Source organism: Saccharopolyspora karakumensis (assembly GCF_004349225.1).
GTDB lineage: Bacteria > Actinomycetota > Actinomycetes > Mycobacteriales > Pseudonocardiaceae > Saccharopolyspora > Saccharopolyspora endophytica.
In genome coordinates this window covers 197,980-217,615 of record NZ_SMLA01000003.1, presented here as the reverse complement: position 1 = coordinate 217,615, position 19,636 = coordinate 197,980, and the positions used below count along the sequence as shown (strand labels likewise).

Genomic DNA, 19,636 nt, shown 5'->3' with positions numbered 1-19,636 from the left:
GTACCCTCGGGGCGTGCATGTGTCTTTTATCTGTACGGGCAACATCTGCCGGTCGCCGATGGCGGCGCTGATCTTCGCCGAGGAACTGCGCCGAGCCGGGCTGGACTCGCAGGTCGAGGTCTCCAGCGCGGGCACCGGTCCGTGGCACGTCGGCGAGCCCGCCGATCCGCGCACCGAGAAGGTGCTGGCCGCCCACGACTACCCCACCGATCACGTCGCCGCGCAGATCGACGATCGGCACCTGGGCGCCGACCTGCTGGTCGCGATGGACGAGGGGCACCTGCGCGCGGTGCGCAGGCTGGCAGGTGATCCCGACCGGGTGCGGCTGCTGCGCTCCTTCGACCCGGACGCGGACGGGACCGAGGTGCCCGATCCTTACTACGGCGGGCCGAACGGGTTCGACGACGTGCTGGCGATCGTGGAGGCGGCGATGCCGGGGCTGGTGGCGTGGGTGCGGGAGCGGCTGTGATCGCTGACGAGGTCTCCCGGATCACCGGGCGCGGCGTCGCCGAGACCCGGCGGCTTTCGGGCGGGGACACCGCGGCGGCGTTCGCGGTCCGCCTCGACGACGGCACCGAGGTGTTCGCCAAGTCCACCTCGCCGTCGATGCCCGGCGCTGCCGAGGCGGAGGCGGCCTCGCTGCGCTGGCTCGCCGAGCCCGGTGTCGTCGCGGTGCCCGAGGTCTTCGGCGACGGCGCGAACTGCCTGGTCACCGAGCACGTCCCCAGCGCGTCGCCGACGGCGCGGGCGGCCGAGGAGCTGGGTCGGGGCCTGGCCCGGTTGCACGCCTCCGGGGCTCCGGCGTTCGGGACCGCGCCACCGGGCGGCCCCGCCGACGCCTGGATCGGGCTGGCACCGATGCGCAACGAGCCCGAGGACGACTGGCCGACGTTCTACGCCCGGCACCGGGTCCAGCCCTACGTGCGCCGCGCGGTCGACCAGGGGGCGCTGAGCTCGGAGCCGGCGACGGTGCTGGAGCAGGTCTGCGAGGACATGGCCGAGCTCGCCGGCCCGGCCGAGCCGCCGTCGCGGCTGCACGGGGACCTGTGGAGCGGGAACGTGCACTGGGGCTCGGAGCGGGCGTGGCTGATCGACCCTGCGGCGCACGGCGGTCACCGCGAGACCGACCTGGCGATGCTGCACCTGTTCGGGTGCCCGCACCTGGAGCGCATCGTCGCCGCCTACGAGGAGGTCAGTCCGCTGGCCGAGGGGTGGCGCGACCGGATCGCGCTGCACCAGCTGTTCCCGCTGCTGGTGCACGCGGTGCTCTTCGGCTCGGGCTACGGCGATCAGGCCGCCCGGTCCGCTCGGCGAGCGCTGGCGACGCGGTCACACTGAGACGGGGTCACAGACTCTCCCCTGGCGGGGCCGCCTACCGTGTGGGTGTGCGTCTCAAGTTCTTGCTGCGGCCCGGGTGGCTGGGTGCGATCGCGCTGGTGGTGGTGTTCGCCGCGTTGTGCTTCACGACGCTGGCGCCGTGGCAGTTCGGGCGCAGCGAGGAAACCGAGATCCGCAACAAGGCCATCGCGGAGTCCTTCCACGCCTCGCCGAAGCCGCTGAACGAGGTTCTGCCCGCAGGTCGCGCGCCCGACGTCACCACCGAGTGGTCGCAGGTGCTGCTGACCGGTCAGTACCTGCACGCGGACGAGACGCTGGCCTGGCAGCGCACGGTGCTCGGCGAGCCCGCGTTCGAGGTGCTCACGCCGTTCCGGCTGGACGACGGGACGACGGTGCTGGTCGATCGGGGCTTCGTGCGCCCGGTCAACGGCACCCAGGCGCCCGACTACGCCGCCGCGCCCTCGGGACCGGTGACGATCACGGCGCGGATCCGCGCCGACGAGACCGACAGCAAGCAGCGTCCGCTGTTCGACCACGACGGGCACCGCTGGGCCTACGCGGTCAACGCCGGGACGATCTCCGAGGGCACCGGCGTCCCGCTGCGCCCCGGCTACGTCGCGCTCGCCGAGGGCCAGCCGGGCGTGCTCGGCGCGCTGCCGCTGCCCCGGCTGGAGTCGGGGCCGTACTTCTCCTACGCCCTGCAGTGGATCGCCTTCGGCATCATGGCGATCATCGCCATCGGCTACCTCATCTACACCGAGCTCCGGCCCGAAGCGGCCCCGGCGTGGCGCCGGGAGGCCGACGAGGAAGCATCCGGCGACGGCCCCGAGCCCCGTTCCACCGCGGTCTCCCGCGACGGCGGGTCGCGCTACGCGGGATCGCACACCCCGACCCGGAAGCGCCGCCGCAAGCTCTCGGTGGCCGAGGCCATCGCCGAGGAAGAGCGCCGCGAGGCCGAATCCCTCAACAAGCCCACCGACTGACCGCTGCCACCGGCGTGGGCAGCGGGCGACCACGCCCCAGGCGTCGGAGTCAGCGGTCGCGGCGGAGGATGGCTGCGGTGGCCGCCACCGCCCCGGTGACCGTGCCGATCAGGCGGGAGAGCTCGACGCTGCGCGTCACGTCCCCGGCGTCGGCCGTGCGGCCCTCGCCCATGATCGGGCGCTGCTCGGTGACGTAGCCGTAGATGGTGCGCCCGCCGAGGCGGATCTCCAGGGCACCGGCGAAGGCCGCTTCGATCTGCCCGGCGTTCGGGCTCGGGTGGGCCGCCGCGTCGCGCCGCCAGGTGCGCCAGGCACCGCCGCCGGACCCGCCGACGACGGGTGCGCACACCGCGGTGAGCGCGGCGGCGAAGCGGGACGGCAGCAGGTTCAGCAGGTCGTCCAGCCGAGCCGACGCCCACCCGAACTCGCGGTAGCGCGGCGATCGGTGACCGACCATCGCGTCGAGCGTGTTGGCCGCCCGGTAGGCCATCAGCCCCGGAATCCCGGCGACGGCTCCCCACACCAGCGGCGCCACGACGGCGTCCGAGGTGTTCTCGGCGATGGACTCGACGGTGGCGCGGGCCAGGCCCTGCCCGTCGAGGACGGCGGCGTCGCGCCCGCAGAGGTTGCCGAGCCGGTCGCGCGCGGCGTCGATCTCGCCGGCGTCGAGCAGCCGCGCCATGGCGGTCCCCTCATCGGCCAGCGACGTGCCGCCCAGCACCGCCCAGGTGACCACCCCGGTCGCGGCCGCCTCCAGCACGGGGCTGCGGCGGGCGGTGCGCTGCACCAGGGCTCCGAGCACGGCGGTGCCGCCGACGAGCACGCCTGTGTAGACGATTCCCGCGGAACGGCGGTCCTGGTAGAGCGCCTTCTCCGCGGTCTGCGCCGCGCGTCCGAACAGCGCGACCGGATGTCCGCGCCGGGGGTCGCCCAACGCCGCGTCCGCCGCCACGCCGAGCAGCAGCCCGACCGCTCGTCCCGCGCTCACCGGCACCTCCAGCACCCGAAGGAAAGGATCTCGACCACCTCGAAAGCAGCACCGCACGCTACCCCGCGAGCGGCTGTGACCGATCACGGCATCCCAGGTGACCGGCTGTGTCCGGGCGACGGGATATCGTGGCGGACCGTGACGGCCCCTGATCACGAAGCCGATGTGCTGCGCGCCGGTGTCGCGGGAAACGCGACCGACGTGCCGCCACCTGCTGCCGAGACGCCGCTGGACGACGCCCAGCGCCTGCAGCTGTTCGTCTACCTGCAGGCCCCGGAGCACCGCACCTACCTGGCGATCATGCGGCTGTTCACCTCGACGCTGCTGGCGGACCTGTCGGCCGGTGAGGTCGCGGCCGCGCTGGCCGCGGCCGAGCGCGAGGGCCGGGTGGCCGTCGGGGAGTCCGATGTGGACACCGTGATCGACCGGCTCAAGCAGCTGGTCAAGTGGGGCAACCTGGTCGTCGGCCGTCGGGAGACGATCGCCTCCAGCATCGCCGAGTTCCAGCACGGCAGCGTCCGGTACCAGGTCAGCAAGCTCGCCGTCCGCGTCCAGCGGGACGTCGACGCGCTGCTGCGGGTGCCCGAGGGCGCCCGCGAGGTCTCGCGCGAGCTGCTGCCCGCGATCGACCGGGGGCTGGCCGGCATCGGCAAGGCCCTGTCGGACGCGCTGGCCGCCGAGCGCCACGACCCGAGCACCAAACCCGCGCGGCAGGCCCGCGAGCGGCTGGCGGAGCAGGTCACCACCGTGTTCCTGCAGCACGCCGAGCTCGCCGCCACGGTCCGCGACTTCTACGCCTACCTCGGCCAGGTGGTCACCCGCCACCAGCTGGCGCCCGACGAGATCTCCGGGTTCCGGAACCTGCTGGTCGAGTACATCCAGATGGTCGTGGAGGACGTGCTGCGGCACACCGAGACCATCGCCGGTTCGCTGGCCGGGCTGACCGGCGTGCGCGGCGAGCTGCTGCGGCTGCTCGGCCCGGCCGACCAGCTGGGCACCGACGTCGAGCGGGCGCGCGGGCGCACCCCGGCCGACTGGCAGGAGCTGACGGACTGGTTCGTCGACGCTCCCGGCCGTCCCAGCCAGGTCGCCGCGCTGCGGGAGGCGACCGCGCGCGCCATCGGTTCGCTGCTGGCCAGCGTCAAGCGCGCCACCTCCGGCGGCGGCCTGGTGCCCGGCAGGCGCGGCGAGCTGCTGAAGCTGGCGAAGTGGTTCGACCGCGCCGACGAGAGCACCTCGCACCGGCTCTACGCGGCGGCCTTCGGCCTGCATTCCGCGCGGCACCTGCAGCCCGCACCGGACTACGACTCCGACAACGACAAGGTGCCGTGGCGCGACGGCCCGGTGCAGGACGTGACGGTCAGCGTCCGCAGCCGCGGCGATCGCGGGGCGCGGGGCCGCACCTCGCGGGTGCTCGACGACCCGATGACCGAGGAAACGCTGCTGCAGCAGGCCCGCCAGGCCGATCAGCAGCGCAGCGCGGCCGTGGCCGAGCTCGCCGAAGCCGGTGCCGACGTGGGCCGGCGGACGCTGTCACCGGACGCGCTGGGCGTGCTGTGCGAGCTGCTGACGCTGGCGATGGCGCAGCGCGACGGCTCCGACGACAAGGGCACGGCGCTGGACCCGGTGCACCGGCTGCGCGTGACCATCCGTCCCGAACTCGGTCAGGACACCCGGATCTGCAGCGCGGCAGGCGAGTTGACGCTGCGCGACACGGTCCTGGAACTGGCCGGTGATGGCGGAGTGCCCGACCCCGAGGCACCTGCCCGAGGAGCCGCCCGATGATCTCGACGTTCGAAGAGCTCCCCGACATCGACGCGGCGAACGTCGTGCGCTGCGCCCGAGTGCTGCTGCGCAGGCCGCTGCTGCGGGCCGACGGCCCGGACGGCGACCTGCTGCCGATGATCTACCGCCAGCGGACCGCGCTGCAGGACGTCTTCTCCGGGCTGCTCGGCTACCGGTTGGTGGTGGAGCGCCGCTTCGCGCGGCTGTACAAGTCGGGTCCGGGCGAGGACGCCGGGCGCGGCGTGGAGTCGCTGAGCCCGCGCGGCTACGCCTACTTCGCGCTCACCCTGGCCGCGCTGACCGGCATCGGCCGCCAGGTGCTGCTGTCGCGGCTCGTCAGCGACGTGCGCGCGGCGGCGTCCGAGGTCGGCATCGAGATCGCCGACGACCCGGCCGACCGACGAGCGCTGACCGCCGCGCTGCGGCACCTGGTCGCGCTGGGCGTGATCACCGAGACCGAGGGTTCGGTGACCGCCGAGTCCACCGCCGAGGCGCTGATCACCATCGACACCGACATGCTCGGTCAGCTGGTCGCCGGCCCGCTGGCGGAGGCGAACGACCCGCAGCAGCTGGTGGAGCTGGCGTCGGCGGCCGGCCCGCGTCGGACCGAGCACGCGGTGCGGCGCAAGCTGATCGAGGACCCGGTCGTGCTCTACGCGGACCTGCCGCCCGAGCAGGCGACCTGGCTGCGCGAGCACGTCATCAACGAATCCCGCTTGCTGGAGCGGTTCTTCGGCCTGGTCGGCGAGGCCCGCGCCGAGGGCGTGGTGGTGTGCGATCCGGAGGACTACCTCACCGACCTCGCCTTCCCGGGCCCCGGCACGGTGGCGCGCATCGCGCTGCTGGCGCTGCCGGAGCTGCTGGACCGGGGCGAGCCGGACTCGGCGGGCAGGCATCCGGTGAGCTGGCAGGACTTCGCCGACGTCTGCGAGGACCTGGTCGCCGCGTACCCGTCGGCGTGGTCGCGGGCGGCCACCGAGGACCACCAGGACCTGGTGCGCGCGGTCATCGACCTGCTGGGCAGGCTCGGCCTGCTGCGCGAGTCGGAGGGATCGTGGTTGCTCAGCCCGGCGGCGCACCGCTGGCTCCCGCAGCCGGACGCGACACCGGCGCAGCAGCAGCGCGAACCCGAACCACCCGCGCCCGAGGCACCGGGCTGGTCATTGTTCGACGAGATGGAAGAGGCGGCCCGTTGAGCGCACACAACACCGAAGCGGCCGTTGCGGAGACCGCCAACCGGTGGCGACTGCACCGCGGCGGGATCGTCAACATCTGGCAGTACGCCGAGACGACGTTCGACCTCGACGGCGGACGCGCGATCTTCCAGGGCACCAACGGTTCCGGCAAGTCCCGGACCTTGGAGCTGCTGCTGCCGCTGTGCCTGGACGGCGACCTGCGGCAGCTGGGTTCCAAGGGCTTCGACACGGTCAGCATCCGGCGGCTGATGCTCGACGAGTACCCGGGCGGACCGAACCGCATCGGCTACGCCTGGATCGAGCTGCGCCGCGAAACCCCCGAGGGCGGCGAGGAATTCCTCACCTGCGGGCTCGGCGTGAAGGCGTCGAAGACCTCGCAGTCGATCAGCGACTCGTGGCGGTTCATCACCAGCCGCCGGGTCGGCATCAACCTGCACCTGGTCGGTGCGGACCGGGTTCCGCTGGGTGCCGCTCAGCTGCGGGAGCTGCTGGGCGCGGACTGCGTGCTCGATGACCAGTCGTTCCGCGCGAAGGTGGCCGCCACGGTCTACGGCGTGCCCGCCGCGCGCTACGGGGACCTGCTGCACCTGCAGCGCACGCTGCGCAACCCCGACGTGGGTCTGAAGGTGCTGGAAGGGCAGCTGGAGCAGATCCTGTCCGACGCGCTGCCGCCGCTGGACGCGGGCTTGATCGAGCGGCTGGCGACCTCGTTCGACGACCTGGAGTCGATCCGGGAGAACATCGTCCGGCTCACCGGCGCGGACAAGGCGCTGACGGCGTTCCTGTCGACCTACTCCGGTTACGCGTTCGGCGCGCTGCGCGACCGCGCGGAGGCCATGCGCATCGCGCAGCAGAAGCTGGCGTCGCTGCGCAAGGAGCTCGCGAGCCTGGACAAGCAGTTCACCGGCAAGCGCGAGGACCGGGAGACCGCGCAGCGCACCATCACCGAGCTGGAGCAGCGCGAGAGCGAGCTGGAGTCGAGCATCGACGCGCTGCGCTCCCACCCGGCCTACTCGGAGCTGCAGAACCTGCGCGACCGCGAGAAGCTGGTCGAGAGCTCGCGTGCCGCAGCGGTTTCCGCGCTCGACACGGCGACCCGGCACCGGGCGCAGGAGACGCGGTCGGCGGAGTCCGTCCTGGGCGTGCTGCGCAGGCTCGCCGGTGACGCCGAGGCCGCCGGGCAGGCCGCGACCCGCGCCGGGCAGCAGCTGGGCACCGCGGGACTGGGCGGTGCGGGCGTGCCGCAGCCGCCGCCGGTTCCGGCCGCCGAGCTGGTCTCCGAGTCCGATTCGGTGCGCACCTCACCGGAGCCGGACGCCGAACCGACCGATGTGGACCGCTACCAGCCGCCGCAGCTGGACGCCGACGCGCTGGCGTCTCAGTTCCGCGCCGTGGTGGGAAGTTCCGCGCAAGCCGCCACCGAGGCGCGGGAGCGCGCCGCGCTGACGCTCGCGCTGCACCAGCAGGCCCGCGAGCTCGACGCCGAGCAGGCGCAGGTGGCCGAGCTCCAGCGCAACGCCCGGCAGTCGCAGCTGACCTCGACCGAGGCCGCCGGCCGCCGCAACCAGGCGCAGCAGGAGCTCTCCGACGCCGCCGCGGTGTGGGTGGAGCTGGCCCGCAAGTGGGCCACCGAGTGGCCCGCCTCCTCCGAGGAGCCGGCCCCGGAACCGCCGAACGTCGAGGACCTGATCAACGACCGAGGCGCCAGCCGCAAGGCCCGCGAGCAGGCCCGGCAGTGGGCGCGTCCGCAGCTGCACGAGGCGCGGCGCGCGGTGTCGGCGGTGGAGCAGGAGATCACCGAGCTGCGCGCCGAGAACCGCATGCGCGAGGGCGAGCTCGCCGAGCTGCGCGCCGGTCACGAGCGCCGCCCGGACCTGCCCGCCTGGGCCGAGGCCGAGCGCGACCCGTCGCAGGGCCGGGCCTTCTACGAGCTGGTCGACTTCGCCCCGTCGCTGAGCGACGACGACCGCGCGGGCCTGGAGGCGGCGTTGCAGTCCAGCGGGCTGCTCAACGCCTGGGTCACCGCCGACGGCCAGGTGCCCGGCCTGGCCGATCTGCTGGCGGCCCCGGCCGCTCCGGTCGATCCGACGACCGGGGGCACGCTCGCAGCGCTGCTCTCCCCCGCCGCCGTGGCGGATTCGCCGGTGCCCCGCGAGCGGGTCGCCGGGCTGCTGGCGACGGTGTCGACCGGTGGTGGCACGGGACTGTCGGTGTCCACCGACGGGTCCTGGAAAGCCGGTGTGCTGAGCGGGACGTGGCGCAAGGACGCCGCCGAGTACGTCGGTGCCGGTGCGCGGGAGGACGCCCGGTCCCGCCGGATCGCCGAGCTGGAGGACGAGCTGGCCCGGTTGCGCGAGGCGATCGGTGAGGCCGAGCGGCGCCAGCGCGAAGCCGGTGAGCACGCCGCTGCGCTGGAGCAGCACTTGGAGGTGTTCCCCGACGACGGCGAGCTGCTGACCGCGCAGGCGAAGCTGGCCACCGCGATCGAGACCGCGGAGGACGCCGAACGCCAGGTCGTGCAGCTGCGCGAGCAGCACCTGGAGGTCGAGCAGCGCTGGCAGGCCTCGCAGTCCGAGCTGGTCCGCTCCGCCGGTGAGGCCGGGCTGCCCGCCGAGACGCAGGCGCTCGACGCGGCGCACCGGGCGGCCGTGGAGGCGCGTTCGGGGATCGACGCGCTGCGCGAGGCCATCGAGTCGCGCTGCCTGCCGACGCTGGCCGAGCTGCGCGAGATCTCGCTGCACCACGACGTCGCCGTGGCCGACCGGATGGAGGCCGAGTCGCAGGCCGAGCGCCGGTGCGCCGAATACGCCGAGCAGGCGGGCGGTCTCAGCGAGCTGACCTCGGCGGTCGGTGGCGCGGCGCAGGAAGTCGCCGACAAGGTCAGCGGTTTCGAGCGCGAGCGGGCCGAGCTGCGGGAGAAGCTGCCGCAGGAGCGCGAGCGGATCAGCACCCTGCGCGAGGCCGCCGCCCGGTTGGAAGCGCAGCTGGAGAACAAGCAGGCGCAGCTGGCCGGACGCGAGCAGGACGCCGAGTCGACGACCACCGCTTTCCGCCAGGCGCTGGGCATCCCGGGGCTGTGGACGGCGGCCGACGTCGCCGAGGAGGTGCCCGGCGAGCTGGAGGAGGCCGCCGAGCTGCTGGCCGGTTCCGACCGCAAGGGCTCGACGGAATCGACGGTGCTCAACCGGTTGCAGACCCTGCAGCACTCGCTCAGCGGCAACTACGACATCACCGCCTCCGACCACCACGGCCTGCTCACCGTGACCGTCACCGGCGAGGAGGGCCCGCAGCCGGTCGCCGAGGCCGCGCGCCGGGTTTCCGAGCGGCTCGGCGAGCAGCGCGGATATCTCAACGAGCGCTACCAGTCGATCTTCGCGGACTACCTGATCCGGGACTTGGCTGAGCGGCTGCGCGGGCAGATGACCATCGCCGAGGACCTGTGCAACAGGATGAACGAGGTCCTCGACGGCGCGCGGTCCAGCCAGGGCGTGCACGTCCAGCTGGACTGGCAGCCGTCGGCGGCGCTGGGCGACGACATCAAGCAGGCCATCGATCTGGTGCGCACGCCGTTCGCGAACCGCAGCGATGACCAGGACGCGCTGCTGCGGCGGGTGTTCACCGACCTCATCGAGTCGGAGCGCGACAGCGCCTCCGGCGGCTACGCGGAGATCCTGTCGCGGGCGCTGGACTACCGGTCGTGGTTCGCCTTCACGGTGCGGGTGCGCGACACGGGGCCGGACAGCAAGCCCCGCGTCCGCCGCCTGCGGCAGCTGTCCTCCGGCGAGACGCGGCTGATCTCGTACGTGACGCTGTTCGCCGCCGCGGCGGCGTTCTACGACGCGGTCAGCGTGGCCTCGGACGGGCGCGGTCCGCTGCGCCTGGTGCTGCTGGACGAGGCGTTCGAGCGGCTCGACGATCCGACGATCGCGCGGATGCTGGGCCTGCTGGTGGATCTGGACATGGACTGGCTGATCACCTGGCCCAGCGGCTGGGGCGTGTCGCCGAAGATCCCGAAGATGCACATCTACGACGTGCTGCGCCCGCGCAGCGGCCACGGCATCGCGACCACGCACACCACCTGGACCGGCACGGACCTGCAGCGTCCGAACGCCTGACCGGGAAATCAGATCGGAGGTTTCGCCGTGGCGGGCATGGACGAGGTCCGGGACGCGCTCGACGTCGCGGAGTTGCAGGGCCTGTGGGCGGCTGCGCGGGAGGCGATGTCGGGCTCGAAGCCGACGTTCCGGCTGGAGCTGCCCGACGACGCCACCCGCGCGGCGGTCGGTGAGCTCTACGGGCGCCCGATGTGGGGTGAGGGCACCCGGATCAGCGTGTCCAAACTGGACGAATCGCTGCGGAACCGGTTCGGCGTCGGGCTTTCCCAGGTGATCGAGGCGCTGCACGGCTCGGTCGCGGTGGCCGAGCCCGCGCCGGAGTCGGCCGACGAGCTGCTGCCGGTGCTCGACGAGCACGGGCTCGCGGGCGCGTCCTGGGCGGTGCCGTGGTTGCGGTGGATGCGGCAGTACGGGCGGATCGCCGAGTCCGAGCTGACCGGCATCACGCACGCCGCCGCCCGGGTGCTGACGGCGATGTCGCTGACCGAACCGCCGCGTTCCTGGACCTCGCGGGCGGCGCTGGCGGGGCGGACCGGCTTCCCGCACTCGCTGGACGACGGGACCGCGCTGAGCAGGGTCGTGCTCAAGGCCGCGGCGCTGGCCCAGGGCATCGACCCTCCCGGCAACGAACGCGACCGCAGGGCCCTCTGGGAGCGCTGCGGCGTCGCTCCCGACGCCGTGTCGTCCACGGTCCTGACCTGGGCGCTGCCGGTCTCCGGCGACGATGCCTGGTCGGCGGGGGTCCGCGCCCGCACCGAACTCGGACTGCCCGCGCACCTGACGCACCTGGACCTGGACGCCGCCCCGGCCCGGCTGGTCGCGGACGGGACGGCGATCGCGGTCTGCGAGCACCCCCGCGTCTTGGAGGCGGCCGTCCGAGAGGGCCTGCGCCACCCGGTGATCTGCCTGTCGGGCCTGCCCTCGACGACGGCCCGCGAACTGCTCGACCGGTTGTCCGGCGACGGGGCCGTCCTGCACGTGCACACCGACTTCGACTGGCCGGGCATCGCCGCCGCCCTCACGGCGCAGCGCCACGGCGCGACGCCCTGGCGCATGTCCGGCGACGACTACCGCGCGGCCCTCGACCGAGCGGCCCAGGACCGCACGGACCTCCCGAACCTCATCGGCAGCCCGGTCCCCACTCCGTGGGACCCCCAGCTCGCCGATCTCATGTCCACCACGTCCCGGGCCATCGAGGAGGAGCAGACGCTCGAGCCCCTCCTCACCGACCTCCGCAACGGCCTCTGACCCGGCCGACTCGAACTTCGCGCGAAACTCGAAATCCCGTTCGGGGTCAGAAGCGCCGGTACATGACGTGGAGGCCTACGTAGCCGCGGGTCGGGTGGTGGAAGGCCTCGGGCAGGGTCGTGGCGATCTCCATGCCGAGGGACTTCCACAGCTCGACGGCGCGGGTGTTGGTCTCGACAACGGCGTTGAACTGCATCGCCCGGAACCCGTCCGCCTCGGCCCGCTCCAGCACGTGACGCCCCAGGGCGCGGCCGACACCGCGTCCGCCGGTGTCCGGGTCGACCATGAAGCTCGCGGTCGCCACGTGCGCGCCCGGACCCTCGCGGTTCGGACCGCAGATCGCCGTTCCCAGCACCCGGCCGTCCTCGACGGCCACCACGGTTCGCCACGGCGGGGCCGGGAACCACCGCTCCCGGGCCCGCTGCTCGTCGAGGTCCCGCTCCCACGAGAACGTCTCCCCCGCGAGCACGATCTTGCGCATGAACGGCCAGATCGCATCCCAATCCGCTGCTGCGGCCTCCCTGATCTCCATGCGTCCAGCCTCGACGATCGACCGCTCGGGTGCCAACCGTTTTCCAGCCCGGCTTCGGCGTCCGTTTCAGGTAGTTTCCCGGTATGCCGTTGGTGGTGGAGTTCGCCGCGCAGGAGCCGGAGTGGCTGGCGCGCTGGTGGGCCGAGGTGCTCGGCTGGACCGTGGTCGGCGAGGCGGAGGTGCGGCCCGACGGGCCTGGCGTGCCGCTGCGGTTCGTCCCCGCCTCCGAGCCCAAGACCAGGCAGAACGACGTGCACCTGGACCTGCGCAGTGAGTCGCACGGCGACCAGACCCACCTCGTGGAACGCCTGTTCAACCACGGAGCGCGGTTCGCCGACATCGGGCAGAGCACCGAGGTCCCGTGGGTGGTGATGGCCGACGTGGAGGGCAACGAGCTGTGCGTCCTGGAGCCGCGCAAGGTCTACGCCTACACCGGCCCGCTGGCGGCGGTGGTCGTGGAGACCACCGACCCCCGCGAGCAGGCCAGGGCGTGGGCCGAGGAGCTCGACTACGACATCGTCGCCGAGCACGGCGAGTTCGCCTCCCTGCGCCCACCCACCGGTGAGGGCCCCTACCTGGAGTTCCTGCACAACGAGGAGCCCCACCCGGGCATGCTCAGACCGCTCTCGCACTGAGCGAGACGCGCCTCAGGCGGGTTCGATGATCTTGACGCCGTGCAGGCGGCGGATGAAGTCCCTGCCGAAGGCGGTCGAAGGGGTGTGCGCTCCCGGGCTCGGGGAGTCGGCCGCGAGCGCGTTGACCGCGCGGAGCACCGAGTCGGCGGTCATGTCGTAGGTGTCCGGCCCGATCAGCGCGGCCGACACCGAGCGGCCGGCGTCGTCGGTGGCTTCGGCGTAGACCTCGACCCAGCTGTGCGAGCGGGTCCCCTTCCCCGGCCCCTTGACGAAGGCACCGATCGCCGCCTTGCCCGCCCGCTGGACCGGGGACGATCCGAGCACCTGCTGCCCGACCTTCCCGAGCCCGTCGCCGAGGTCGGGGATCGGCAGCCGCGCGAACGTCGTGATCGTGCCGATGCCGGTGCTGCGGTAGGCGGTCGCCACGTCTCCCCAGGGCAGCGAGGTCACCTGGCGCGGTCCGGACGGGAACGCCACCTCGCGGCGTCGCCACGCCATCGGAACGGTGCGCAGTGCGCCGTCGACCCGGACGCGTCCGCCGAGAGCGGCACCTTCCAGCGCGCTCTTGAGCGTGCCGGGGCTGATCCGCCCGCCCGCCTGGAAGGCCAGGTCGAGGCTGGTGGCGCCGGGGAGCTCGGCGGAGACCATGGCGGCGAGGCAGTCGGTGGGCACCACGTCGAACCCGGCGCCGGGCAGCAGCACCACACCGGCCTCGCGGGCCTCGGCGTCGCGGGCGAAGATCGACTCGAAGACGTCGATCTCCCCGGTGATGTCCAGGTAGTGGGTGCCCGACCGCAGGCACGCCTCGACCATCGGCGCCGAGGTCGCCGAGAACGGCCCGGCGCAGTGCGCGACGACGTCGATGTCGTGCAGCATCTCGGCCACCCGGGCCGGTTCGGAGAGGTCGAAGATCCGCGATTCCAGTCCGCGCGGAGCGGCGAACGCGGCCACCTTGCCCGGGTCGCGGCCGGCGACCACCGGGCGTTCGCCGCGCTCGACGGCCAGATCGGCCACCAGCCGTCCGGTGAAGCCGTTCGCACCGTAGATCATCCAGGTCATCGCGGTCCTCTCGCCGTGCTCACCCCGCTAACGAACACCGCCGCGCGTGGTCACGGGTTGCCCGGCGTATCCCCGATCACCCGTTCAGCGCGATGAGGGAGTCGATGATCAGCCAGCCGCCGAAGAGGACGAACAGGGCGGTGGCGCCGTAGCGGACGGCCTTCTCCGGCAGGTGGCGCCCGAGCAGCAGCCCGACGCCGATCGCCAGCGCGTCGGCCAGCACCATCCCGATCGTCGAGCCGATCCAGGTGCCGAGCCAGTCGTGGTGGGTGGCGAGGGTCACGGTGGCGAGCATCGTCTTGTCGCCGAGCTCGGCGAGGAAGAACGCCAGCGTCACCACCATCACCGCGGAGCCGAACCGGCGGTTGGCCCTGCGCTCGTCGTCCTCGGTGAGGTGATCGCCGCGCAGCGTCCAGGCCGCGAAGAACAGGAAGGCGATTCCGGCGATCAGCGCGATCCACTCGGTCGGCAGCAGTTCACCGAGACCGAATCCGAGCGCCACCGAAATGGCGTGGACGGCAGTGGTGGCCACGGTGATGCCGAGCAGCACCTGCCACCACCGATAGCGGGTGGCGAACGTCATCGCCATCAATTGCGACTTGTCTCCGAGTTCTGCCACGAAAATGGCAGCGGAGCTCAAGGCAACACTACCGAGCATGGTGAGACACACCTTCCAGCAATTCCGAAGGTCTCGCCCACCTCGAACGCAAGGCTCGCGACCGGGTGCGAGAACGGCGCACCATCATGTCGACCGCGAATTCGCGGACTACTCCCCTTCAATTGAAGATGACCTTACCGGCAACATCGGAATCGTAAAAGCGCGGGGCGCGGAGGAATTTCCATTTCCATTTCGCCAAACGCGCTTTTCGGCGTTCCGCAAAGTCGAATGCGCCGGAGCGATGAGAGCGGGGTCACCGCTGGGGCCCGGAACAACACCGCGGCGCGGTCCGTTGAACCCGTTGGTCGATGCGTTCCGTGTCCCCGGGCCTCATCAACCGCCTTCGCGGAATACCGTCCGGCTGGAGCCGCGTCGCGCCTATCGCCGAGAGGCGACCGGCGCATCGACCCCTACCAACGCGAGGCCGTCGCTCCTTCTCCTCGGAGCGACGGCCTCGCCTGGTTCTTGCCAGGACCCGGAGGTCAGAACGGCTGCTCGTCCGGTTGGCAGACCTCGCCCGGCTGCGGGATGCGCAGGTCGATCAGGTAGTCGGCGGCACGGCTGTCGGCGCAGGAGCTGTCACCGAGGATGCAGTGCCCGAAGGCGTCGACGCTGACCAGGCGCGCGTTGCCCAGTTCCCCCTCCATCCGCCGGGAGAACTCGTACCGGGTCGCCGGGTCGTAGAAGTTGCCGAACAGCAGCACCGGGTTGGCCGCCCGGTTCTCCCACGGGCCGCGGTGCACGTCGGGGCTGGTCGGCGGCCACTGCGAGCAGCCGGCGAGATCGCTGAACGCCTGGGTGCGGCCGAAGGTCGGCGACTCGGCCTCCCACTGCGCGGCGATGGCCGGAACCCGCTCCGGCGTCTTCGGGATCGGCTTGTCGGTGCAGTTGACCGCGAAGTACGAGTCGTCGACGTAGGACTCCGCGGCGTCGCCGCCGTCGAAGCGGTGCTTGCCGGAGGGCAGGTGCAGCACCCGCAGCAGGTCGGGGATCAGCCCGGCCTCGGGGTGCAGCTGCAGGTGCAGGGCCTGCAGATCGCTCGCCAGCTGCCGGAACTGCTCCGGGTCGTACAGCGCGCTGCTGACGCCGTCGGTGAACTGGTCCAGGGTGATCTTCGAGTCGTCGGGCATGGTGATCGGACCCCGCCGCAGGACGTCGCGGATCTCGTCGAACTTCGCCCGCACGTCGCCTTCGCCGAACGCGCACTTGCTCGCCTCGGCGGCGCAGCGCTGGAGGAAACCGTCCAGCGCGAGCTCGAAACCGCCGGCCCGCTCCCGGTCGTACTGCACGCCGTCAGCGGTGCGCAGCGCCGGATCGACGTTGCCGTCGAGCACGATCGCGCGGCTGCGCTCCGGGAACGTGGCGACGTAGGTCGCACCGAGCAGCGTTCCGTAGGAGAAGCCGACGAAGTTGAGCTGCTCGTCGCCGACTCCGGCGCGCATCAGGTCCAGGTCGCGGGCGACGTCGGCGGTGCTCATGTGCCGCTGCAACTCGCCCGCGTTCTTCGCGCAGGCGTCGCCGTAGTCGCCGTAGGCGTCCATGGTGCTGCTGATCTGCTCGCCGGTGACCGGCACCGACGACATGCGGCCCAGCACCTTCTCCGCCTGCTCGGCGTTGCTGAAGCAGCGCATCCGGGTGCTGCGGTCGACGCCGCGCGGGTCGAACCCGATGATGTCGAAGCGCTTCAGCACGGCGGGGTCGAAGCGGTCCACGGCGCCGACCGGCATGGCGAACCCGGCACCGCCGGGGCCACCGGGGTTGAGGAACAACGAGCCGATTCGTCCCTTTTGCTCGGTCGCGGCCCGGCGCATCATCGCGATGTCGACCGCTCCCCTGCCCGGATCGGCGTGGTCGACCGGAACCGGGTACTCCGCGCAGCTGAACAGATGCCGTTCGGTGATCGGAACTTCTTCGAGCGCGGCCCGATCGCACGGTCCCCAGGACACCGGCGACGCCTGCGCCACCGACGTACCCGCGACCACGGCGGTCCCCGTGACCAGCGCGCTCGCCGCGACGGCCAGCGTTCTGCGTAATCGCACGCGTCGCTTCGCCACGCGCACCCTCCTCTTCTCGGTTGGCTGATCTTTCGCAGATCAAACAATCCGAAGAGGATCTTCGACACCGCAGAACGCACGAATCCCGTTTCGCGACAACACGGTTTGATAACCGCCCCAGTAGCCTCTTTCGGGTACCGATCGAGCCGAGGTGGTTTCAAATCCCCGATCCGCCCCTAGGATCACGCCGCGTGATGCCTCCGTTGAAAGCTGTTGCAGAGGGCCACCGGCGGCTGCTCGGCCTCACCGCCATGCTCACCGATGAGCAGGTGGCCGCCCCCTCACTCCTGCCGGGCTGGTCCCGCGGGCACGTGCTGGCACATCTGACCGACAACGCCCGGGCCTTCGCGCGGGTCTGCTCGCTGGCGCTGAACGGCGAACTCGTCGACGCCTACGAAGGCGGGCAGGCCGAGCGCGACGCCATCATCGAAGGGCTGTCGGGCGGGAACGCCTTCTCCCACCACGACGGCCTGAACCGCCACATCGGCGTGCTCGAAGCCGTCTGGTCGCACGCCTCCCCCGCCGACTGGGAGCGCCCGGTGCGCTTCCGCAACGGCGAGCTGTCCGAGATCGTGCTCATGCGCTGGCGCGAGGTGTGGATCCACCTGGTGGACCTGGACCTGGGCGTCGGAGCGCAGGAGTGGACCGAGGAGTTCTGCCACCACGTCATCGAATTCCTGCTCCCCCGCCTGCCGACCGGTGTCGCGCTGCGACAGACCGACGGACCGCGCCGCTGGTCCGCCGCCGGTGAGATCAGCGCGGTGACCGACACCGAGATCACCGGCAGGGCGCAGGATTTGGCGGCGTGGCTGGCCGGGCGGCCCGGCCAGCGACTGCCCACCGGCGACCTGCCCGACCTCGGCCCGTGGCCACCGCACCCCGCCCCCGCCGACCGATCCCGGCTCGCCGCCGGTTAGGAGCAGTCCGGGGATGCGGCGGAGCCGCATCCCCAAGGCACTGGGGCTGCCGCGGGTTCTTCAGCGCCTTCGTGGCGGTTACGCCGTGACGCCGCGTACGACATGATCACGGAGCGGCGCACGAAGTCCGCGGAGGCGCTCAGGTACCCGCACCACCCGCGAAGCACTTCCTCGGCAGCTCTCAGTCCAGGCCGGAGAACAGATCGGTCTCCCAGTCGAAAGGACCTTCGCCCGGTCCCCGCTCGCCTCGGACCAGGACGAAGTGCTCGCGGCCGAATTCGGGGTCGTTGACCATCTTCGCGAAGAAGCCGTCGTCGTCGATGTTGACCTGGCTGCGGTAGGTGCGCAGGGCCGCGAGCTTGTTGGCGTGGAACTCGCGACCGTCGATCTGCGTGGTCAGGTCTTCATCGGGGACGGTGCTCGGCTCGAAGGCGGCGACCGCCTCCTCGGACAGCAGGCCCTCGTCGACCGCGCGCTTGAGCAGCGAGCGCGGCATCGCCGTCCAGTACACCTTGGGAACGTCCCACGCCTCGCCGAGATCCGGTTCGTAGTCCGGGTCGGCGGCGGGGCCGAGGGCGCCCATGAGCGCCTTGTGGGCGGCGATGTGGTCGGGGTGGCCGTAGCCGCCGTTCTGGTCGTAGGTGACGGCCACCTGCGGGCGCTCGGCGCGCAGGACCGCCACCATGGCGCGGGTCACCTCCGCCGGGTCGGCGGTGGCGAAGGCGCCCTCGGCGTTGTTGGACTCCTCCCCTGCCATGCCGCTGTCGTGGAACCGGCCGGGGCCGCCCAGCCAGTGCTGGCGGATGTCGCCGAGCTCGACCAGGGCGCGCTCGATCTCGCCGCGCCGGTACTCCCCGAGCGCCTGGGGGTTGTCGCGCAGGTGGGCGAGGTCGTCATCGATGACCTCGCCCAGTTCTCCGCTGGTGCAGGTCACGAGGCTGACGGTGGCGCCTTCGGCGCTGTAGCGGGCCATGGTGGCGCCGGTCCCGGTGGCCTCGTCATCGGGATGGGCGTGAACCAGCAGCAAACGGCGATCGCTCATGTAATCCGAGAGTAGCGACTGACACCGACAGGGGCGGGCGATGTGGCGTTCGTCGCGCGCTCACGGCGCCTTCGGCACGAGCACGACCCACACCTGGCCGGGTGCGAACCGCATCGGTTCGCCCGCCTCGGTGGTCAACGACGTGCCCGCTTCCGGCGCCGGTCGGTTCCAGTGCGCGTTGAACTTCAGCCCGTCGCGCAGCACCACGGCTCGCCCACTGCCGACCGTCTCGGCGAACGGCGAGACGTTGCCCGACACGTCCTGGAACGGCGAGCTGAACACCGGGACTTCTTGCAGCACAACGGTGCTCGCGGCACCGCGGCCGCTGTCGGTGGTGACGTAGGGCCGCCCGTCCATCGACACCAGCCAGCGCGCGCCGTCCCAGTCGAACCCGACGCGCGCGAAGCGATAGGCGATCTCCTCGTGCCCGGTGGGCACCCCGCCGGCTGCCGGGGCGGGCCCGAAGACCAGCGGTGAGGCCGGTGACCAACCGGCACCGGGCGGCAGCCGGTCGGTCCGGGCGAACAGGTTGTGCGGAGCCGCGCCCGAACCCCGGTAGAACGCACCGGGAATCGTCTGCTGCGAGGCGTTGTTGACCGAGGAACGCCCGATCTCGGGCAGGAGTTCCGGCGCGGCGCCGGAGAAGGCGAGCGTGGGTCGGCCGAACTGGGGAAGCAGGCGCAGATCGGTCTGCCGCGCGCTCCGCACCGGGCCGACCACGGGCGGCGTGCGCGAGGCGAAGACGCCGATCAAGCGGCTGATCCCGGCCTCGACCGGCTCGACGTAGATCACGTCCGCGGCACCGGTTCCGGTGTGCGGGCGGGCCTGCGGGGCGTTGTCGATCTTGACCGCGAGCACCGGAGGTCCGGGCGGCGGTGGCGGTGGCGGCGGCGGTTCAGGTGCGGGTTGCGGCACCGGGTCGATGACCGGCAAGGACACGGTCTCGGTCGGCTGCAACGCCAGTCCCGCGACGACCAGCAGACCTGTCGACACCAGGGTGCCGATCACGCGCAAAACCCACATCGCCCCTCCACCGCGTAGCCTCACCCGGCCTGCGGAGGAGAACAAGCGGCCGAACGGCCCAGC

Annotated in this window: 16 protein-coding genes; 9 read left to right on the top strand and 7 right to left on the bottom strand. The window is 72.3% G+C overall.

Annotation, left to right across the window (positions count from 1 at the left end; all coding sequences use genetic code 11):
• Positions 1-13: 13 nt before the first annotated feature.
• The 3 genes from E1202_RS03555 to E1202_RS03545 are packed head-to-tail and all read left to right on the top strand — an operon-like array spanning position 14 to position 2,321.
• Positions 14-469, top strand: coding sequence for a low molecular weight protein-tyrosine-phosphatase (locus tag E1202_RS03555; protein ID WP_132680938.1), 456 nt, complete (start codon positions 14-16; stop codon positions 467-469).
• Positions 469-1,338, top strand: a complete 870-nt coding sequence (locus E1202_RS03550; RefSeq protein ID WP_207918445.1) for a fructosamine kinase family protein — start codon at positions 469-471, stop codon at positions 1,336-1,338. Before E1202_RS03555 ends, E1202_RS03550 begins: the two co-directional genes overlap by 1 nt.
• 47 nt (positions 1,339-1,385) lie before the next feature.
• Positions 1,386-2,321, top strand: coding sequence for an SURF1 family cytochrome oxidase biogenesis protein (locus tag E1202_RS03545; RefSeq protein ID WP_132680934.1), 936 nt, complete (start codon positions 1,386-1,388; stop codon positions 2,319-2,321).
• A gap of 49 nt (positions 2,322-2,370) precedes the next feature.
• On the opposite strand, the gene E1202_RS03540 is transcribed toward E1202_RS03545, so the two are convergent.
• Complete coding sequence (locus E1202_RS03540; RefSeq protein ID WP_132680932.1) at positions 2,371-3,309, bottom strand: cobalamin biosynthesis protein; 939 nt, start codon at positions 3,307-3,309, stop codon at positions 2,371-2,373.
• Between the two features lie 138 nt (positions 3,310-3,447).
• On the opposite strand from E1202_RS03540, the gene E1202_RS03535 reads away from it, so the two are divergent.
• From E1202_RS03535 to E1202_RS03520, 4 genes are read left to right on the top strand one after another with little or no spacing between them, the layout of a single operon-like run.
• Positions 3,448-5,094: a TIGR02677 family protein gene (locus tag E1202_RS03535; protein ID WP_132680930.1), complete on the top strand. Its 1,647-nt coding sequence runs from the start codon at positions 3,448-3,450 to the stop codon at positions 5,092-5,094.
• On the top strand, positions 5,091-6,290 hold the full coding sequence (locus tag E1202_RS03530) for a TIGR02678 family protein (RefSeq protein WP_132680928.1): 1,200 nt from the start codon (positions 5,091-5,093) through the stop codon (positions 6,288-6,290). The genes E1202_RS03535 and E1202_RS03530 overlap by 4 nt, the downstream gene beginning before the upstream one ends.
• Positions 6,287-10,405 carry a TIGR02680 family protein gene (locus E1202_RS03525; protein ID WP_132680926.1) on the top strand — a complete coding sequence of 1,373 codons (4,119 nt, stop codon included), beginning with the start codon at positions 6,287-6,289 and terminating at the stop codon, positions 10,403-10,405. Before E1202_RS03530 ends, E1202_RS03525 begins: the two co-directional genes overlap by 4 nt.
• A gap of 36 nt (positions 10,406-10,441) precedes the next feature.
• Positions 10,442-11,653 (top strand): DUF2399 domain-containing protein, encoded by a 1,212-nt coding sequence (locus E1202_RS03520; protein ID WP_207918444.1) that lies wholly within the window; start codon positions 10,442-10,444, stop codon positions 11,651-11,653.
• Between the two features lie 46 nt (positions 11,654-11,699).
• Here the strand turns inward: E1202_RS03520 and E1202_RS03515 are convergent, their stop codons facing one another.
• A complete protein-coding gene (locus tag E1202_RS03515; protein WP_132680922.1) occupies positions 11,700-12,185 on the bottom strand; it encodes a GNAT family N-acetyltransferase in 486 nt (161 codons plus the stop codon).
• Between the two features lie 83 nt (positions 12,186-12,268).
• Between E1202_RS03515 and E1202_RS03510 the strand changes: the two genes are divergently transcribed.
• A complete protein-coding gene (locus E1202_RS03510) occupies positions 12,269-12,820 on the top strand; it encodes a VOC family protein (RefSeq protein ID WP_132680920.1) in 552 nt (183 codons plus the stop codon).
• Between the two features lie 12 nt (positions 12,821-12,832).
• Here E1202_RS03510 and E1202_RS03505 read toward each other — a convergent pair whose 3' ends face one another.
• From E1202_RS03505 to E1202_RS03495, 3 genes are all read right to left on the bottom strand, one after another.
• Positions 12,833-13,879, bottom strand: a complete 1,047-nt coding sequence (locus tag E1202_RS03505; RefSeq protein ID WP_132680918.1) for a saccharopine dehydrogenase family protein — start codon at positions 13,877-13,879, stop codon at positions 12,833-12,835.
• Positions 13,880-13,955: 76 nt separating this feature from the next.
• Positions 13,956-14,537 carry a TMEM165/GDT1 family protein gene (locus E1202_RS03500; protein WP_132680916.1) on the bottom strand — a complete coding sequence of 194 codons (582 nt, stop codon included), beginning with the start codon at positions 14,535-14,537 and terminating at the stop codon, positions 13,956-13,958.
• A 482-nt stretch (positions 14,538-15,019) separates the two neighbouring features.
• Complete coding sequence (locus E1202_RS03495; RefSeq protein WP_235877627.1) at positions 15,020-16,591, bottom strand: alpha/beta hydrolase; 1,572 nt, start codon at positions 16,589-16,591, stop codon at positions 15,020-15,022.
• 203 nt (positions 16,592-16,794) lie between these two features.
• On the opposite strand from E1202_RS03495, the gene E1202_RS03490 reads away from it, so the two are divergent.
• Positions 16,795-17,508, top strand: a complete 714-nt coding sequence (locus E1202_RS03490) for a maleylpyruvate isomerase family mycothiol-dependent enzyme (RefSeq protein ID WP_235877625.1) — start codon at positions 16,795-16,797, stop codon at positions 17,506-17,508.
• A 181-nt stretch (positions 17,509-17,689) separates the two neighbouring features.
• Here the strand turns inward: E1202_RS03490 and mshB are convergent, their stop codons facing one another.
• Positions 17,690-18,532: an N-acetyl-1-D-myo-inositol-2-amino-2-deoxy-alpha-D-glucopyranoside deacetylase gene (mshB, locus tag E1202_RS03485; RefSeq protein ID WP_132681034.1), complete on the bottom strand. Its 843-nt coding sequence runs from the start codon at positions 18,530-18,532 to the stop codon at positions 17,690-17,692.
• Positions 18,533-18,610: 78 nt separating this feature from the next.
• Positions 18,611-19,573, bottom strand: coding sequence for a DUF3048 domain-containing protein (locus E1202_RS03480; protein WP_132680913.1), 963 nt, complete (start codon positions 19,571-19,573; stop codon positions 18,611-18,613).
• Positions 19,574-19,636: the final 63 nt, after the last annotated feature.

Coding starts and splice junctions, on each gene's coding strand:
- E1202_RS03530 (WP_132680928.1), top strand. CDS start 5,091: ATGATCTCGACGTTCGAAGAGCTCCCCGACATCGACGCGGCGAACGTC.
- E1202_RS03520 (WP_207918444.1), top strand. CDS start 10,442: ATGGACGAGGTCCGGGACGCGCTCGACGTCGCGGAGTTGCAGGGCCTG.
- E1202_RS03515 (WP_132680922.1), bottom strand. CDS start 12,185: ATGGAGATCAGGGAGGCCGCAGCAGCGGATTGGGATGCGATCTGGCCG.
- E1202_RS03510 (WP_132680920.1), top strand. CDS start 12,269: ATGCCGTTGGTGGTGGAGTTCGCCGCGCAGGAGCCGGAGTGGCTGGCG.
- E1202_RS03505 (WP_132680918.1), bottom strand. CDS start 13,879: ATGACCTGGATGATCTACGGTGCGAACGGCTTCACCGGACGGCTGGTG.
- E1202_RS03500 (WP_132680916.1), bottom strand. CDS start 14,537: ATGCTCGGTAGTGTTGCCTTGAGCTCCGCTGCCATTTTCGTGGCAGAA.
- E1202_RS03480 (WP_132680913.1), bottom strand. CDS start 19,573: ATGTGGGTTTTGCGCGTGATCGGCACCCTGGTGTCGACAGGTCTGCTG.